Below are 18,772 nucleotides of genomic sequence, written 5' to 3'. Positions count from 1 at the left end.
GATTACCCCTGCTTTTCTGCAATTAAAGCTTCAATATTGGCAAGCAATTCAGCTTCTTGGAATGGTTTACCCATATAGTGAGTCACACCTAAGCTAAATGCACGCTCACGATGTTTTTCACCTGTACGTGATGTAATCATAATGATTGGCAGCTCACGGTGAATGTCATGGTGACGAACTAAGTTTGTCACTTCGAAACCATCCATACGTGGCATTTCAATATCGAGTAGCATCAAGTCTGGACGGACATTTTCAAGCTGCTCAATTGCATCCACACCATCTTTCGCTGTCACAATGTCATAACCTTGACGTTCAAGTAAGCGTGAAGTCACTTTACGTACAGTTACCGAGTCATCGACAATCATCACTAAACGACGCGCATTGGCTTGACGGCCCAAATCACGCTGTTCAGCTGAATGTTTAACACGCTGCGTAGTTTGAATTTGACGTGCAATATTTTGCCCATCCAAAATCAAACATACATGACCATCACCTAGAATCGTGGCACCTGCAATCGCGGCTACACTGGTAAATTGTTGACCAATTGGTTTCACCACGATTTGAGAACGTGAACCCACCAGCTGATCGACCAATAAAGCAATGGTTTGACCACTGTTGCCTTTAATTAGTAGTACAGGCAATGAATGGCCGACATTATTTAAACGTGGAATTGGCTGATTACCCACAAACTCTGATAGATAACGTAGTTTGTAATTGGTGTTGTCAATTTTAAACATGTCATCCTTACTATTGAAGTAAGTTTCGAGTGCCGTAGGTGCAATACGGACAATACGTTCAATTTGCGCTAATGAAATCGCATATTGCTGATCGCCCGCTTTCACCATCAAGGCATCGCTGACCGCTACTGTGGTTGGTACACGAATGGTAAAGGTCGTCCCTTTACCTAACTCAGACTCAACGGAAACATGACCACCCAAGGCTTTAATTTCACTTTGCACCACATCCAGACCAACACCACGACCCGAAATTTGCGTTACCGATTGTGCCGTTGAGAAACCTGGATGGAAGATCAATTGCAAGATTTCTTGTTTATCGAGGAACTGATCCGCTTTGATTAAACCAAGTTTTAAGGCTTTGTCTTTAATTTTGGTTTCATCAATCCCTTTACCATCATCACTGAAAGACACCAGTACATCAGTACCCTGACGACTAATGTTCAAGACGATGCTACCTACTTCTGGCTTTTTTAAAGCCAAACGGTCAGCAGTATCTTCTAAACCATGGTCGACCGCATTACGCAGCATATGTTCAAATGGTGTCACCAAACGCTCTAAGATCGTACGGTCCAATTCACCTTCTGTATTTTGAACAATCAATTCTGCAGGACGGTTCAAGGTCGAAGAGGTTTGACGCACAATACGTTGTAAACGTGGTAACAAACGATCAAATGGCACCAAACGGGTACGCATCAGACTTTCTTGAATTTCTGACTGAATACGTGATTGTTGTAATAACAAACCTTCCGCATCACGGATTTTTTCTGCCAAAGTACTCTTGAAGTCAACCAAATCCGACGCAGATTCGGCTAGAGATTTTGACAATTGGTTAATCGATGAATATTGGTCCATCTCCAATGGGTCGAAATCCGCATAGCGTGAATTTTCAGAACCATGTTTGGCAATAATTTGTGACTCAAGCTCACCATCCATTCGACGTAACTGGTCAGCAAGTCGCTTAATTGCTAACTCCATTTCATTCAAAGTATTGCCTAGCTGACCTAAGTCCATCTCAATACGTGAACGGTTAATCGAGTTTTCGCCTGATAAGTCAATCATCTTCTCGACGAGATCAGCCGAGATACGAATCATCTCATTACTGTTATCAGAAGAATTAGCTTCAGACCATTCACCCAACATAGATGGAGGTTCAACACCATCACCTTGAATAAATTCAAAGCCTTTACTGACAATACCTTGTTCTAATTCTGCAACACGGTTTGGCAATTGAACCGTAACATCCACATACTGAATGGATTCTAAGCTCAATTTGATGCTGTCAAAATTACTATAGTCATGGTTGAAGATTGCTTCTTTTAACCATGCCAACGTCGTTTTGATTAAGCCGTCATATGCATTTGAGTTGAAATGATGAACCGCAAAATGCTCAAACGTCGTCTCAAGTTGATACGCAATTGCGGCAACAGGTTCATTTTCAACCATACGCGCACCACCCTTAATACTGTGGGCAGCACGTTGTAATTGAAGCAATACGTTACGGTCACTACGTTGTTCAGTCCATTGATTTAATAATTGAACGGCTTGTTCAAGAATTTCCTCAGACTCTTCAAGGAAGGTTTCTTCCATGACCGAACGTAGATCATCATCTGGATGCTCAACATGTTCAGCAACCGCATGTTCAAGATGTTCAACAGCGGACTCAGTGTGAGCAGTCGTTTGAGCTTCAACCACTGCTTCTGCTGTGTCTACAGCAACATCCATCGGCTCTAACACCGATACATCTTGTTCTACTGCTGCTTGTTCAGTTTCAGCTAAAATAGAATCGGTCGAAGCCAATGCAACAGCTTCTGAACGCTCTCCTGCCACAATTGACTGAATATTCTTGAGAATATCGATCACATTATTCGCAGGGTAGTCGATCCCTTGGTCACGAATGGTTTGAATACGATCTGAAATATCATCCTGCACCAAACGAATAATTTGAATTAACGCAGGGGTAATCAAAATTTGCTGACGAATAATACGCTCATAAATCGATTCCAATTCATGCGAAATTAAACCCACATGAGACGCGGCAATCATATTTGCACCACCTTTTAGGGTATGCAAATAACGCATTAAATTATTCAAAGCTGAAGTATTGGTTTGATCGCGCGTCCAAGTACTGAGGTCTTGGTCAATCCCCACCAATAATTCTTCAGCCTCTTCAATAAAGATCCCTAAAAGATCTTCATCAAAGTCATTATTCGCATCCGCCGCTTGCATCTGTTGATGATCAAGTTGAATACGCTGACTTAATTGTGCAAAGTCTACTGCTGTTGTATTTGGAACAGCGGCTTTATCTTCTACAGTGGCAACAGGTTCAGCAACTACATGGGCTTCTGGTGTTGTCGTCGCTGCAACTGCTTCAATGTCTTGTTGAACAAATGCAGTCAGCTCATTTAAGAAACGTTGAACCGCTTCACTTAACACTACACGCTGACCTGCAGCTAAAGTGTCAAATAAGTGAATAAACTCTTGATGTGCTTGCGCAAATAACTCATAGCCATAATCAGCATGGAGTAATTCAGGCTTTTCAACTAAAGACTGATATGCTGCACGCAGTTGAGTTGTGAAATCATGGATTCCAACAGACGCACGATTATCCGTATGTTTGATCAACTCTAAAGCTTGTTGACTGAGCTGTTGAATATAGTCTGGGAATTCAGCAAGGGCACGTTTATCAAACTCAAATTCAGCATCCAATAACTGATCAATATTTAATTCGATTAGCTTAGAAACCAAACCTTGCGGATTATCTTCAGGCGCCAATTGATCTTGGCTAGCAAAACCATAATCATCCCAAGCAGCTTTGAAGGTTTCATAAATAGATGCAAGATTTGTCTTATCCCCTGAACGCAGCACGTGCAAATAATCACGAACAAATTCAGCATATTGAATCAATAAAGCAGTTTCTTTCGAGCTCGATACGATTTCGTCTTGTAATAAGGTTTTGAATAAGTTTTCAACTTTTGAACTGGCTTCAAAAATCTCTTCGATTTGCGCCATTGACGAACTACCACGTAAGGTGTGTAGCGCGCGAATCAAGCCATTATAGTCTTGTGATTTACTGTCATCTGATTGGAGGAACTGATCAATCGTTTGTAGATGTTCTTCAGCTTCTTCAATAAAAATGCTCACAGTCTCTTCGACCAGTGATGCATCTGCATCCACTTGTTCAGGAGCAGGTTCTGATTCAACAACCACATCAATCGTACTTTCAAGCACTTCTACAGGTGCTGTAGCTTCAACATCAGTCAGTTCTAAACCAGTGACACCATCTTCAGATTTTAATTGATCTGCCAGTTTTAATAATTCTTCGAGTGCAGGCTCAAGGCTAATATTTTGTTGTAATTGTTGCCCCATTAAAACCAATGGACGTAAGTCTACATCCAATTCGGCAACATTTTTAAACCGTGGATAGAGCTTATATTGATAAACATTTAAAACTGTTTGTGCAAACTTTTGAACGGTCGGCGTTAACTGTACTGAACCCGCAATGACACGATTCAGTGTATCTTCAACTGCCCATGCAGTTTCACCCGCCGATTTTGCCCCGACCATACGACCTGAACCTTTCAGGGTATGGAAATGACGACGAATCGTCGTTAAAGTGTCTTTATCTTGTGGATTTTCCAACCAAGTTGTAAATAAACCCGCCAGTTCTTCAAAGATTTCTTCTATTTCTTCAACAAAAATCTCTAAAATTTCTGCATCTTGATCAAGATAACTATCTTCAGGAAGCGTAGTTGTTTCAACTAAATTTTTTAATATTTCTTTCATAGCTAAGGCTTCTTATGTTTTGCCACCAAGAAGGTTGCTCAAACTTAATTGTAACCATCACCTAAGACTTAACTGTGACGTTAAGTTCACCTTATCGATGTGTTATCTGTAATCGGTGCAGTACCCTAGCCGCAGCTAAGGTACTCCAGGTTTGCGCCTGACTTACTCTGGGAGTTTAAAGTCAGATACAGATTCACGTAATGATTCAGCCATGTTCGCCAATTCAGATACCGAACGTGCAGTATCAAATGTTGCACTGGTGGTTTGCGAGGTAATTTCTTGTACAACGTTCATCGTTGTCGCAATATGACCTGCTGAAGCAGACTGAAGTTTTGCAGCATCCGAAATGTTTGCAATCAGTTTCGCCAAGTTACCCGATACAGACTGAATTTCATCCAGTGCTACGCCGGCATCCTTAGACAAGTTCGCACCACGTACAACTTCCGAAGTCGTTTGTTCCATTGAAATTACGGCTTCGTTGGTATCCGTTTGAATGGTTTTTACCAAGCCTTCAATCTGTTTGGTTGCAGACGCTGAACGTTCCGCAAGACGCTGTACCTCATCCGCTACCACGGCGAAACCACGACCTGCTTCACCCGCCATCGACGCCTGAATTGCTGCGTTTAATGCCAAGATGTTTGTTTGGTCGGCAATATCGTTAATCAATGCGACAATATTACCAATCTCTTGTGAAGACTCACCCAAACGTTTAATACGTTTTGAAGTTTCCTGAATCTGTTCACGAATCGTGTCCATACCTTCAATTGAACGGTTTACGACATCTGCACCGTTTGCAGCAATTTGTACAGAACGTTCTGCTACGACAGCTGATTCTTCAGCGTTCGAAGATACTTGGTCAATCGACATTGCCATTTCGTTAATCGCGGCAGATGCACCAGCAATCTCTTGCGCCTGATGTTCAGATGCTTCTGCAAGCTGGTTGGTAATACCCTGCGTATTTGCCGTATATTGTGCAACTTCTTGAGAAGTTTCTGTAATACGCGATACAAGGTCACGTAATTGGTCGATTGCGAAGTTAATCGAGTCGGCAATCGCACCCGTAAAGTCTTCAGATACCGTCGCATACGAACGTAAGTCACCGTCTGCAAGATCGGCAATTTCATCGAGTAAACGTAAAATCGCGTTCTGGTTACGGTCATATTCTTCTTGAAGACGGGTTACACGGAATTTATCCGATTGACCACGTAAAGAAAGAAGTTTGAACACACAGATCAAGAAGGCTGTTAAAGCAAGAATCAACAGTACCGCAGGTAAAATGGTTTTCAAGCCTGTGCTAGAAGACAATTGATTTAAGTTGTCCAACAATTTGTCTGACTCAGCAAAAATTTGTGAAGATGCTTTACGTACGTTCACAATTTGCGTTGAGTTTTTCAAAATTGTCGCAGCCGCTGATTTTAATACATCGTCATATTCAGCTTTAATGCCTTCAAGTGACTCACGTAATTCAGGGCTTTCAATACGTTGTACACCAAGCTCTGTACTACCATCCAATTGGGCATTTAAGTACAAACCGAAGGTTTCAGTATCGGCACTAAAGTCATCCGCAGACTCACGTGAGCTATCAGAACCTGAAAGCACCGAGCTGATCGAACGTAAAATACGTTCAGCAATGAATACCTGGTTTTTCGCAATAACCACCTGATTCGAAGGCATGTCTTGACGTGCCATTTGGTCGACCATCAAGTTATATTCAGCCTGAATCCCCGGAATGGTTTCACCAATCGCGATGTTCGTGTCATATAACTTATTAATGATTTTTTGTTGCGAAGTAATCAAGTCAATACTTTTTGAAACCTCAGCCCACTGCGTATCTACAGATTTCAGCGCATCTGTATTTGCATGAATGTCTTTTACAGTTTCTAAGTTTTCTTTGAACGAATCTTGAGAGGCAATTAATTTTTTCATTGCATCTTCAGTACCTGATGCAGTTGCCTCAGTTGCTTGACGCGAAATTGTTTGCGAAAGAAGACGGAGTTCACCCAAACTTTGCGTTAATTGGTTACCGCGAGGAACGCTATAGAATAGGTATAATAAAATAATCGTTGCCAGTACTAATGAACCAATCGCACCATAAATAAATGGTTTGGATTTTTCACTATCACCAAAAACTCGAGATAATTGATCTGTCTGTGATTGCAGTTTTGCCAGAAAAGCATTACCGCCTTTACGACCACTGGTGCTTTCACCCGTATTTTTCTTTTTAAGTTTAAAGCCCATTCAGCTTCTCCCCGATTACGCCTTCTTTCGTTCGTGCGCGACAATTAATTTATAAATTTTATAGATGCGTTCATGTATTTGGGATTTTGCAGTAAACGACTGAAGAGAAATACATTCCACTGCTGGTTATGCTGGTGGAAATACCCCTGACAATATTCCTGCAAATTTCGATCCAACTCATTATGTTTAGAAAAATAACTTTTCTTATTAAAGTGTTGAATACCCAAAACTTGATCGACTACTAAACCGACATAATGGTCATTATGACTAATACATAAAACTTTTTGAGTGGGTGAAAAACTACTTCGATGACCGGTTATATATTGTGCTAGGTCAGACAAAGAAAGTAAGCGTCCCCGAATATTGGCTAATCCCATCACCCAAGGTTGGGTATTGGGAACTGGCGTATATTTTGGTGGGTAGATCACTTCAGCTACTTCACCTAAAGGAGCAACGTAATATTGCCCCATCATCTCAAAAGCAATGCCTGACCATCGGTTTACTTCATTTTCAGTGGAAACGTAGTTTTTGTTTCCTCGTTTTGCGATTCGAAGTAATTCGATAAATCCATTTGCTGCCATAGAGCTTTATCCTGCATTGAGGTGTTGCTTAATCACATCAATTAATTGTTTTTCGTCTACAGGTTTAGTTAGATAATCAGAAGCACCTTGGCGTTTACCCCAAACACGGTCAGTTGCCTGATCTTTGGTACTTACAATGACAATCGGGATATGCTTGGTGGTCGCACCACGTGCAATTTGACGTGTTGCTTGGAATCCATTCACACCCGGCATTACCACATCCATTAAGACCAAGTCTGGTAACTCAGCTTGAGCCATTGTCACCCCATCTGCCCCATTTGAAGCTTCAATCACTTCAAATCCGTGTTTACCTAAAATTTCTTTAAAACGGAAAGTTTCTGTTGGTGAATCATCAACGATTAGGATACGTGCCATGCTTTTTCCCCAAAAAATAAAAAATCTAATTAAGCTGTAACGTGATTACGGATTGCATTCAGCAATTCATCTTTACTGAATGGCTTAGTCAAGTATTCATCAGAACCTACAACACGACCCTTCGCCTGATCAAATAAACCATCTTTACTTGAAAGCATAATCACAGGAATATTTTGATAATTTTGAGAGTTTTTAATCAGGGCACAAGTTTGATAGCCATCTAGACGTGGCATCATTATATCGACAAATACGATATCTGGATTCGCATCTGCAATTTTTGAAAGTGCTTCAAAACCATCTACAGCAGTGACTACTTCACATCCTTCACGCTGAAGCAGCGTTTCGGCCGTACGACGAATGGTTTTTGAATCATCAATTACCATGACTTTTAGATTTTGGAATTTATCGTCCATTTATTGACCCTACCCATTGAGGATGTACAAACAATTAAGTTAGCAGCATTATTATTTACAAGTTGTGAACATTTTTAACATATCTTTACTTGCGTTTTCAATGAACATTTTCTGCGCAAACACACAAGATTTCTTGTTTTTATTAACTGCTTCACACTTTCCAATGACCAACGATTTTTTTTTAACTTGGAATAGTATTTAATTATCTTAATTAAGCATATTATAGCAAGATTATTACTTTAAAATAAGTAATTTAGTCAACTTTAAACTGGGGAGTACAAGGTTGAGTCCGCTTACAAAAAAAATTCACTTGATTGGCCTTAAACATTTCTCAAAAAAAATCATTCTGACGACTTGTTTACTGGCTTATACCCCGCTTTTATTTGCTGCACCAACCAATATACAGCAACCACAAAAGGCGACTTGGTATCGTTACTATGACAGTAAAGGTGTAGCAAACATCAGTACCAATGTGACACCAAATCACATCCGCTATGGTTATGAAGCACTTGATCAAAATATGCAAGTGATTAAACGTAACCGCCCCTACAATGCTGAAGCTGATGTTAGACAAGCTCCTCAGCGTGCTGCCCAAGCACGTCAGCAAGCATCAGATATCAAACTTAAAAAAGCCTATACCAATAGCCGAACTGCGGCCATCAAAAAGCGTGATGCACTGACTGGTATACGTAAACAGATCGTGTTTGAACAAGAACAATTAAAACAATTACAAAATGATCGTGTATTATTTGTTCGCCAAGAACGTGAACATTTTCGAAAAGGTGAAACCGTTCCGGCAAAATTAAAAACAATGTTGGATAATAATCAAAAAAATATGGTAGCAAAAAAAGAATACATTCAATCGTTACAAACTCGCTATCGAAATACAGAAGCTGAATACGACAGAATTATTACGCGTTTAAAAGCGATGGAATAAACTTGTTATTCAATTGCTTTTGTAGACCGCTGATATAAGGACCATTATGCACTCTGCACAGCAATCATCCCCATTTTTAAAGCTTAGCCTGCTTTGCATAAGCCTGACTTTGGCTGCATGTCAAAAAGAAGATCCGCAGCAAAGTGTTAAACCAGAAAATAAGATTGAATTGATTCAACAAGATCTGGTCACGATCGAACAAGGCAACGCCATTTCAAAAACAGCCTTTACAGGTACCATTCGGGCGGTCAATCAGAGCAGTATTCAAGCCCAAGTCACTGCGACTGCAACCAATGTTAATGCAGAAGTCGGACAACGTGTCAGCAAAGGCCAAGTGTTGGTGCGTTTAAATAATCAAGACAATGCCGCACGTCTTGCTCAATCTCAAGCAAACCTTGCATCAACGCAAGCTCAAGCCAATCAAGCTAAACTGATGATGGAACGTAAACAGCGTTTGCTGAATCAAGGCTTTATTTCCAAAGTAGAGTTTGAACAAAGTCGTGTCGATTACCAAGCTCAAATGGAAAATGTTCGTGCCCAACAAGCTAATGTCGATATTGCGCGAAAAGCCAATCAAGATGGTACCATTTATAGCCCTATCCAAGGCGTGATTACCAAACGTGATGTTGAACCGGGACAAACGGTTGCTGCCGGACAAACCCTTTTTGAAATTGTCAATCCAGACCAATTAGAAATTCAAGCCAAATTACCAAGTGATCAGCAAGCTGCACTGAAAATTGGACAAAAGATTGAATATAGCATCCAAGGTAATAGCAATTTACTCACAGCACAAATCAGCCGGATTTCACCGATTGCCGATCAAGCCAGTCGTCAAATTGAATTTTTTGCAGCCCCAAATGAAACTATTACTTCATTAAGTATTGGTGCTTTTGTCGAAGGCCACATCTTAGGCACGGATAATATTTCAGGCCAAAAAATTCCACTCGACACCATCCAAAGTCTAAAAGATAAACCTTACGTCTGGGTCATTCGTCAAAATAAAATTGCCAAAGTACCTGTACAAATTTTGAATCAGAGTTATAGCAATAACACCGCGATTGTTCAGGGCTTACAAAATAGCGATCTGATCAGCCGAATTAAATTTAATGATTCAGATATCAAACAAGATGTAAGTATCAGCCAAAATTAAAAGAATAAGGCAGGACAGTTGTTATGTGGTTAACCCGAATTAGTGTGAAATATCCTGTTTTCACCATCATGATGATGTTTTGTCTGATGGTGTTAGGACTTGCTTCTTGGCAACGTATGGGTGTTGAAGAGTTTCCTGATGTCGACTTCCCTTTTGTTGTAGTCTACACCAACTATCCGGGTGCTTCTCCTGAGTCTGTCGAATCTGAAATCACTAAGAAACTTGAAGATCAGATCAATACGATTTCAGGCCTCAAGCAAGTCATTTCACAGTCCAGTGAAGGTTTATCCACGGTTATTGTCGAATTTAATCTAGATGTCTCGTCCTCTGTAGCTGCACAGGATATTCGAGATAAAATTGCACCAGTAACCGCACAATTTCGTGATGAAATTGATGACCCGATTGTAGAACGCTACGACCCTACTGCCAGTGCGATTATGTCGATTGTTTTTGAATCGAAGGACATGTCTTTACGTGATTTGAGTTCCTATCTGAATCAACGGATTGTGCCACAGCTTAGAACGGTTCCCGGTGTTGGTACGGTCAATTTATTGGGCGATGCGCAGCGTCAAATTCGGATACAAGTAAATCCACAAAAATTACAAAGTTTCGGGATTGGGATAGACCAAGTTATAAACACCCTAAAATCTGAAAATATTGAAGTTCCGGGGGGGACTTTAAAACAAAAGAACTCAGAATTGGTGGTCGAAATTAAATCTCGGGTTATTCACCCAAATTCTTTCGGAGATTTAGTGGTTGCCAATAAAAATGGCGCGCCGATTTATCTCAAACAAATTGCCGAGATAGAAGATAGCCAAGCTGAAATGGAGTCGAGTGCCTATCTGAATGGTAAAACAGCCGTCGCTGTCGACATTCTGAGAAGTTCGGACTCTAATGTAATTGAGGTGGTTGATAATACCCGTAAAACCTTAAGTAAAATCCAACAGCAATTGCCAAAAGGCACGACTGCAGAAATTGTGGTTGATTCTTCAAAAGGTATTCGTGGCAGCATTAAAGACGTGGCACGTACGATTATTGAAGGTGCAGTACTTGCGGTACTCATTGTATTGTTATTTCTCGGCTCATTTCGTTCGACAGCCATTACAGGTTTAACCCTACCGATTTCGCTACTAGGTACCCTCACCTTTGTTTGGATTTTTGGTTTTACTATCAATATGATGACCCTACTAGCTCTCTCACTGAGTATCGGTCTCCTGATTGATGATGCCATTGTGGTTCGTGAAAATATTGTCCGCCATGCCGATATGGGCAAGGACCACGTCACCGCTGCACTCGACGGCACGAAAGAAATTGGTTTAGCCGTATTGGCCACAACATTGACCATTGTCGCGGTATTTTTACCTGTGGCATTTATGGGCGGCATTATTGGGCGTTTCTTCTATCAATTTGGTGTAACCGTCAGTACCGCTGTACTGATTTCAATGTTTGTGAGTTTCACCCTTGACCCCATGTTGTCTGCTCACTGGGCAGAGCGCCAAGATCCAAATAAAAAGCCGGGTAAAATCAAACGTTTTTTTAACTGGATTTCGGGCAAGCTCGACAACCTAAGCCATCATTATGAAAAATTACTCAAGCTTGCTTTAAAATTTAGGCTCATTACCCTTTTAATCGCCGTCGCGTCTTTATTTGGTGCATTAGGTTTATCCAAAATGATCGGAACTGAATTTGTACCCGTACCAGACAAAGGTGAAATTCGGATCAAATTTGAAACACCAGTTGATGCAACCCTTGAATATTCGCAGGCTAAGCTTAAGCAAGTAGATCGTATCATTCGCCAACATCCAGAAGTCAAAGCCACTTATGGTGCAATTAATAGTGCCACTGATCGGGGTAAAAACCATGCTAGCATTCGTGTCACTGTTTCACCACGTACGGAGCGTAGTCAGACCTTAACGGATCTCAACAATGAATTCCGTACCCGCTTAAAACATGTAGCAGGTATTACCATTACCTCGATTGCCTCAGCTGATGAAACAGTATCGGGCGGCCAAAAGCCGGTTATGATCTCGATTAAAGGACCAGACTTAGATGAGTTACAACGCATTTCTGACCGCTTCATGAAAGAAATTTCGAAAGTCGACGGTATTGTCGACTTAGAAAGCTCACTCAAAGAACCTAAACCGACCTTAGGTGTACATATCAATCGCGTTTTAGCCAGTGATTTAGGTTTATCCGTCAATCAAATCGCCAATGTATTACGCCCTCTTCTTGCGGGTGATAATGTAACAACGTGGAAGGATGATAAAGGCGAAACCTATGATGTAAATTTAAGACTCACTGAAGATCAGCGTCGACTGCCAACTGACATTCAAAGCATGTACATCACATCACAAAAAACCGATGCTGCAGGCTTACCTATTTTAGTTCCATTGGCAAGTGTGGCAAGCTTTGAAGAAACACTTGGTGCTTCACAAATTAACCGTCGTGATCTGGCACGTGAAGTGATGGTTGAAGCCAACACAGCAGGACGTCCTGCGGGTGATATTGGTGCCGAAATCAATGAGATAGAGAAAAACTTCGACTTGCCACCAGGTTATAGTTTTGTCACGCAAGGTGCCAATAAAGATATGGCTGAGTCTGCGGGTTATGCAATGACAGCGATTACCCTCTCTATTGTATTTATTTATATTGTTTTGGGTTCACAATTTAATAGCTTCATTCACCCTGCAGCCATTATGGCTTCATTGCCCTTATCATTGATTGGGGTATTCTTAGCCTTATTCTTATTTAATTCAACCATGAACCTCTTTTCCATTATCGGGATTATTATGCTCATGGGCTTGGTGACAAAGAACGCAATTCTACTCATCGACTTTATTAAAAAAGCCATGGATCATGGTGTAGATCGTTATGAAGCGATTATTGAAGCAGGTAAAACCCGTTTACGTCCCATTTTAATGACCACCAGTGCAATGGTGATGGGTATGGTTCCGCTTGCACTTGGTTTAGGTGAAGGCGGTGAACAAAGCGCGCCAATGGCACATGCCGTGATTGGCGGGGTGATTACCTCTACCCTACTAACACTTGTGGTTGTGCCGGTGATTTTTACCTATTTGGATGATTTCCGAAACTTCCTTGCACGTCAGGCCAAAAAAATCATGTCATAATGACAAAATCTAAAATGAGGTGACTTTGGAAAATGTTCACCTCATTTTTTATTGTATACTCTCCACTTTAACGCTTAATTTTTTAGGACAGTTTCCATGCGCGCGAGTCGCTTTTTATTTGCAACGTTAAGAGAAACCCCAAACGATGCTGAAGTTATTTCACATCAGCTTATGCTTCGTGCCGGGATGATTCGTAAATTGGCTTCAGGTTTATACACTTGGCTGCCGATGGGCGTTCGCGTATTAAATAAAGTTGAAGCGATTATCCGCGAAGAGATGGATCGTGCTGGTTCACTTCAAGTCCTGATGCCTGTCACTCAACCCGCATCTTTATGGGAAGAATCAGGTCGTTTCGTACAATATGGTCCAGAACTTTTACGTTTTAAAGACCGTCATAACAATGACTTTGTACTTGGCCCTACACATGAAGAAGTGATTACAGATCTTGCTCGCAATGAATTGAAAAGCTATAAGCAATTGCCTGCAAACTTCTACCAAGTACAAACCAAATTCCGTGACGAAATCCGCCCTCGTTTCGGTGTGATGCGTTCACGTGAATTCATCATGAAAGATGCCTATTCTTTCCATGTTGACCAAGCTTCTTTACAAGAAACCTATGACAAGATGTATGCAGCTTATTGCAAAATTTTCACTCGTTTAGGTTTAAATTTCCGTCCAGTTCAAGCGGATACAGGTTCAATTGGTGGTTCTGGTTCACACGAATTCCACGTCCTTGCGTCTAGCGGCGAAGATGACATCGCATTCTCTACAGAGTCAGATTATGCTGCTAACGTAGAAATGGCGGAAGCAGTATTAGTAGGTGAACGTGCTGCTCCGACTAAAGCACTTGAGATTGTTGATACACCAAATCAGAAAACCATTGCTGAGGTTTCTGAATTCCTTAAATCAGACCCTACTCAATCTGTCAAAGCATTATTGGTTCTAGGTGTTGCTGAAGAAGGTAAAGCTGCACCAGTGGTTGCCTTATTCCTACGTGGCGACCATGAACTGAATGAAATTAAAGCAGAAAAACACCCATTAATTGCTGCTCCATTAACTTTTGCAACTGAAGCACAATTAGCTGACTTAGGCTTAACTGCTGGTTTCTGTGGCCCTCAAGGCTTAACCGAAAAAGGCATTACCGTTATTGTTGACCGTGCAGCGTCTGTACTTTCAGACTTTGTTGCTGGTGCAAACCAAGTTGATAAACATGCTGTAGGTGTAAACTGGGAACGCGATGCACAATTCACCGAAGTTTATGACCTGCGTAATGTTGTTGAAGGTGACCCTTCTCCAGATGGTCAAGGTACAATCTTGATTAAACGTGGTATTGAAGTTGGTCATATCTTCCAGTTGGGTCAAAAATACTCTGAAGCGCTTGGCTGCAAAGTTTTAGGTGAAGATGGCAAACCTCTCGTTGTGACTATGGGTTGCTACGGTATTGGTGTAACTCGTGTTGTTGCTTCTGCGATTGAACAAAACTTCGATGACAAAGGTATTATTTGGCCATCTGCAATTGCTCCTTTCGAAGTTGCTATTGTGCCCATGAATGCACATAAGTCACCACGTACAATGGAAGCAGCTGAAGCACTGTATGCAGAATTAACTGCTGCTGGTTATGATGTTCTTCTTGATGATCGTAATGAGCGTCCTGGTGTTAAATTCTCTGATATCGAGTTAACAGGTATTCCACACCGTATTGTCATTGGCGAGAAAGGTTTGGATGCTGGTACATTTGAGTACAAAGGTCGCCGTGATGAAGAATCAAGCAACCTCAGTAAAGAAGACCTTTTAGCGAAAATTGCAAAATAATTTGCGCTAAACATAAAAAATCCCGCTAAGTGCGGGATTTTTTATATGAAATATTTTAAGCCTTAACAGAATTTCAGACCGCCGAAGCAGTTAGAACGAAACTCCTGTCCAGACAGTTTTAAATTGGTTAATGGGAAATCAATTAATGACGGGTTTTTAATCTCTTTAACATCCAAAGAAGAACCTGCAACACAACCAAAGAGTAAATCTCCACAGTTACGAACATTGGTACTTAGGTCATGGTTAATTCCGGCGATCGTTTGTTTCAATACTTCATCCGTAATCGCCACTTTATCTGATGGTGTAATACTGCCCAAATCAACTTCATCTTCCATCGCCAGCCACCACCCTCTTTCTGCTGCGACTGCAGCACCAGGCCAGAGTATTTTTTGAGCTTGTAAAGATAGCGAAGCAGGGTTATTTAGATAAAGTGCGTGAATCAAACCTAAACTTTGATTTACCGTAATATCGGTTTTTAGCCCAGTAAGATACCCCGTCACATCTTTATTCAAATTAATGTTTAAACCGAGTAAAGAGATTTGAGCTTCTAATGGACCACTAAAATCTAGACGATCAACAGTTCCTGTACCCTTTAACTGTACATCTGTCATTCGATTCCCACTTACAACAGTGGCTGGAATCGTAAAAGGAGCCGTGGTTGATTTTAAATTAAAAGAATAATTATCTGATTTGTAGTGAAGCGGTAGATCAACTTCAGCACCAAATAATGTCCCCTTAACAGCCCCTTCAATGTATTGCTGCGTAGAAGCATAGTCCATCACACGCTCGGCAGTTGTTGCAACACCCGCAGACGCTTTTGTTTTCATATAACCACTAAAGGTATTGATACCATTGGGTGTATTGCTATTTTCTGTACCTAATGTCATTAATCCAGAAATTTTTTCAGCGCTCAAACGAAAGCCCATCACTTCACGTGTTGCCGCTGATTTCGGATCTTTAATTGCAATTTCGATAAAAGGATTGGTCAGCAAAGCTGAAGTTGCCGCACGTTCATCCGACGTATAATTGCTATTTGCAGGCAAGCCACTCAGTGAAATATGATCAATATCAATATCACAAGCACCTGAGCCATTTGCACCACCACAACCCAATTGGAGCTTTTTAATATTGGCATTGAGCTCCATTTCAGCTTCCAAACCAAGTTTATAAAAGCCAACTTTGGATTGGTCAACGGCTTGTCCACTCTCATCCACAGAATTATACCCCTGCGTATATTCCATGGAGAGTAAAGCTTGACCATCAACTTTTGATAAGCTTTCATCATCTAAAGCCATCATTGCATGAGATAAGCTACTCATCGCAAATGTCGAGAATATCAAACCTCTGATTAACTTCTTTTTCATAACAAATTCCCTGTTCGTTATTTTATTTATTTGTTATTGATTTAATTTTACTAGCGTGGAGTAATCCCCATCGTACTTCGCATTGTTCCACCTGTTAGGGCAATATCCGCCATCTTCTGCATATTGCCATTTGTTAACATCGAAACTTCTGCACGAAACGCTTTAGACATATTATTGGTTGGATTGAATTTTACCTGATTATCAAACTCTACCGAATCTTGTTTCATTTTAATTCGAGCATCAAAGCCTAGATCACCCTGCATTTTATTAATATTGATACTTGAAGCTGAAACGACACCGCTGGCATTTACATCTTCATTCATCAAACTTAAATAGCTTCCCATAACTTTTTGATCTTTCTTTTCAGCATCTGTTAATGCTTTAAATTCAAAGCTTCCACGAAAAGATAAATAATTATTTTCTGCACTGTCATTTAGACCCGGTACTATAAATAGCTCACCTTTACCATCGAGTTTAAACGCAATATTCGTCAACACATCATCACGTTTAGAGAAATTATCTAAAGGTACTGTAATCCCACATTTGGCAGAAGCTGTAGTCGCACAGTTATAGGTTGAACCCGGAAGTTGACCAATCGCTAACTCGGCATTAGCTGCAATCAATAAATTATCTGCACGTACATAGATGCCATCATTTTCATAACCAATCACACCATCAGATTGAATAAGTGCATTGATGTTTCGCAAGCCGGCATAATAATTGACTTCTTGACCATTAATACCTTTTTTACCATCAATCAAAATAATAGAAGTTGTACTTGGTGTTCCTGTTTTTTTATCAACACCATAACCATCTGTGCTCATTACAAGGTTATAGCCAATACCTGATTTTTCAGCCGCATTTTTATAACTGTATTTTTTCTCTGATAATGCAACGTTGGCATTCATATTATAAATTGGGATACCAATCCCCCAACTGTTGTCATTACTTGCAATTGCGGCAATTGAGTTATCAGAAATAAATCGTGCGGTACGCGCGATGGACTGAAAATCCATACCACGAATCGCCACTAGTGCAAAATTTCCGCCCGCCGTTTGATTTGACAGATTCTGGGTTAAAACATTATTGGTTAAACCTAATGTCGCTTTTAATTTATCATTTACCAGAAAATCAAGGCTTTTTGCTTGAATGGTATTGATATAAATATCGCCAAAATCAATATAGGCATTTTTATCAGCAACTAAAGACGTTAAATTAGAAAACTCAATGGCATAACTACCAATACCCGTATGGCCAATTTCTAAGGTTGTCGGTGCTTGACCTGCAACAAGACTCGGATCATCTTTTGAAGTGAAATCCGCGCGCACACCTAAATGTAAACCACCTGAACCAACGGACTCATATCCTGAAGCTTTCGTTGCTAGACCAAAATCTTTAATTCCTTCTTGATTGGCATTTAAGGCAACTCGTGCATTAGTGACAGCACCCGATGCTCCCATACGAATTAAATTGCGCTGTGCACCACCATCGGTACCGTAGCGTAAATCGATATTAACGCCGGGGTTTGTGGCATCGCTACGTGAGCTATGTACATCTGAAGTATCCTTTACCCGCCCCAAATTGACCGCATGGTCTTTGCTCCCTGTGGATTTTGTGGTGAGAACAATGCCTTCATCAGCTGCGACATACATATAACCTGAACCAGCAAAGTTAAAGTTAAAGTCCTTTAAGGTTACGCTATGTCCATTCATACCATGACTAATACTGGCATTTTGCAATTGAAATTCCATATATGCCGTATCATTACGGTTAAATAGACCATTACTGGTTTCAAGTAATACTTTTAAAGGTGAAGATGTTGCAATCGTAAGTGAACCTAAATTTTGTGTAGGCGTTTGGCACGTTGCACCTTGACACAGCAACATAATATTTTGTGCAACAGCCGTAAATGGGCTGACACTCGCAGCTATACGCATGCCTACACCAGCATCCGTAGTCCCGACATCAAAATCTAATTTTGATGTAATGGTGCTTTGCCCAACGCCATCTATTTGCACATTGTGCAAACCCATTTTCATCTTATTTTGGTCGGTTGGGTCAACCCAATTTAACTGATCAACTTTGACTCTAGAAACTTCATGGGTAATCGAAATACCATCTTGGCCAGTAACTGCACCCAAGCTTTCATCGGTCATCGCTTCAAAAGCATAGGCGTGTTGAGCAAGTAAAATACTGGTTGCGAGTGCCGTTAAAGTTGTTATTTTTTTCATCACAATATCCTTATATTCAGTCA

At 40.7% G+C, this 18,772-nt stretch carries 11 protein-coding genes; 4 read left to right on the top strand and 7 right to left on the bottom strand.

Annotated elements, in window-relative coordinates; translation table 11 throughout:
• Positions 1 to 2: 2 nt before the first annotated feature.
• The 5 genes from G0029_RS03685 to pilG form a co-directional block, all read right to left on the bottom strand.
• Positions 3 to 4,520, bottom strand: a complete 4,518-nt coding sequence (locus G0029_RS03685) for an Hpt domain-containing protein (RefSeq protein WP_180107353.1) — start codon at positions 4,518 to 4,520, stop codon at positions 3 to 5.
• Between the two features lie 162 nt (positions 4,521 to 4,682).
• Positions 4,683 to 6,758, bottom strand: coding sequence for a methyl-accepting chemotaxis protein (locus tag G0029_RS03680; protein WP_078192256.1), 2,076 nt, complete (start codon positions 6,756 to 6,758; stop codon positions 4,683 to 4,685).
• A gap of 44 nt (positions 6,759 to 6,802) precedes the next feature.
• The gene (locus tag G0029_RS03675) at positions 6,803 to 7,339 is read right to left on the bottom strand and encodes a chemotaxis protein CheW (protein ID WP_078191058.1); all 537 of its coding nucleotides are present in this window, start codon (positions 7,337 to 7,339) and stop codon (positions 6,803 to 6,805) included.
• A 6-nt stretch (positions 7,340 to 7,345) separates the two neighbouring features.
• A complete protein-coding gene (locus tag G0029_RS03670; RefSeq protein WP_078191059.1) occupies positions 7,346 to 7,714 on the bottom strand; it encodes a response regulator in 369 nt (122 codons plus the stop codon).
• 29 nt (positions 7,715 to 7,743) lie between these two features.
• Positions 7,744 to 8,127, bottom strand: a complete 384-nt coding sequence (pilG, locus tag G0029_RS03665) for a twitching motility response regulator PilG (RefSeq protein WP_078191060.1) — start codon at positions 8,125 to 8,127, stop codon at positions 7,744 to 7,746.
• 343 nt (positions 8,128 to 8,470) lie between these two features.
• Here pilG and G0029_RS03660 point away from each other — a divergent pair, with 343 nt between their 5' ends.
• The 4 genes from G0029_RS03660 to G0029_RS03645 all read left to right on the top strand — a co-directional run bounded on the left by G0029_RS03660 (position 8,471) and on the right by G0029_RS03645 (position 15,154).
• The gene (locus G0029_RS03660; RefSeq protein ID WP_373685909.1) at positions 8,471 to 9,064 is read left to right on the top strand and encodes a hypothetical protein; all 594 of its coding nucleotides are present in this window, start codon (positions 8,471 to 8,473) and stop codon (positions 9,062 to 9,064) included.
• A 46-nt stretch (positions 9,065 to 9,110) separates the two neighbouring features.
• Complete coding sequence (locus G0029_RS03655; protein ID WP_180109762.1) at positions 9,111 to 10,214, top strand: efflux RND transporter periplasmic adaptor subunit; 1,104 nt, start codon at positions 9,111 to 9,113, stop codon at positions 10,212 to 10,214.
• 23 nt (positions 10,215 to 10,237) lie between these two features.
• The gene (locus tag G0029_RS03650; protein WP_180107349.1) at positions 10,238 to 13,342 is read left to right on the top strand and encodes an efflux RND transporter permease subunit; all 3,105 of its coding nucleotides are present in this window, start codon (positions 10,238 to 10,240) and stop codon (positions 13,340 to 13,342) included.
• Between the two features lie 96 nt (positions 13,343 to 13,438).
• Positions 13,439 to 15,154, top strand: a complete 1,716-nt coding sequence (locus tag G0029_RS03645; RefSeq protein ID WP_180107348.1) for a proline--tRNA ligase — start codon at positions 13,439 to 13,441, stop codon at positions 15,152 to 15,154.
• Positions 15,155 to 15,216: 62 nt separating this feature from the next.
• Here G0029_RS03645 and G0029_RS03640 read toward each other — a convergent pair whose 3' ends face one another.
• Positions 15,217 to 16,518, bottom strand: a complete 1,302-nt coding sequence (locus G0029_RS03640; RefSeq protein WP_111884918.1) for a hypothetical protein — start codon at positions 16,516 to 16,518, stop codon at positions 15,217 to 15,219.
• Positions 16,519 to 16,568: 50 nt separating this feature from the next.
• Positions 16,569 to 18,749, bottom strand: a complete 2,181-nt coding sequence (locus G0029_RS03635; protein ID WP_180107346.1) for a DUF6160 family protein — start codon at positions 18,747 to 18,749, stop codon at positions 16,569 to 16,571.
• Positions 18,750 to 18,772: the final 23 nt, after the last annotated feature.

This window comes from Acinetobacter sp. YH12138 (genome assembly GCF_015218525.1).
In the GTDB taxonomy this organism is placed as follows: domain Bacteria; phylum Pseudomonadota; class Gammaproteobacteria; order Pseudomonadales; family Moraxellaceae; genus Acinetobacter; species Acinetobacter amyesii.
This window is presented reverse-complemented; position numbering and strand designations above follow the sequence as displayed.

Bases quoted from the DNA above. Each gene is read 5' to 3' on its own strand.
- G0029_RS03685 (WP_180107353.1), bottom strand. From the start codon at position 4,520: ATGAAAGAAATATTAAAAAATTTAGTTGAAACAACTACGCTTCCTGAA.
- G0029_RS03680 (WP_078192256.1), bottom strand. From the start codon at position 6,758: ATGGGCTTTAAACTTAAAAAGAAAAATACGGGTGAAAGCACCAGTGGT.
- G0029_RS03675 (WP_078191058.1), bottom strand. From the start codon at position 7,339: ATGGCAGCAAATGGATTTATCGAATTACTTCGAATCGCAAAACGAGGA.
- G0029_RS03670 (WP_078191059.1), bottom strand. From the start codon at position 7,714: ATGGCACGTATCCTAATCGTTGATGATTCACCAACAGAAACTTTCCGT.
- pilG (WP_078191060.1), bottom strand. From the start codon at position 8,127: ATGGACGATAAATTCCAAAATCTAAAAGTCATGGTAATTGATGATTCA.
- G0029_RS03655 (WP_180109762.1), top strand. From the start codon at position 9,111: ATGCACTCTGCACAGCAATCATCCCCATTTTTAAAGCTTAGCCTGCTT.
- G0029_RS03650 (WP_180107349.1), top strand. From the start codon at position 10,238: ATGTGGTTAACCCGAATTAGTGTGAAATATCCTGTTTTCACCATCATG.
- G0029_RS03645 (WP_180107348.1), top strand. From the start codon at position 13,439: ATGCGCGCGAGTCGCTTTTTATTTGCAACGTTAAGAGAAACCCCAAAC.
- G0029_RS03640 (WP_111884918.1), bottom strand. From the start codon at position 16,518: ATGAAAAAGAAGTTAATCAGAGGTTTGATATTCTCGACATTTGCGATG.
- G0029_RS03635 (WP_180107346.1), bottom strand. From the start codon at position 18,749: ATGAAAAAAATAACAACTTTAACGGCACTCGCAACCAGTATTTTACTT.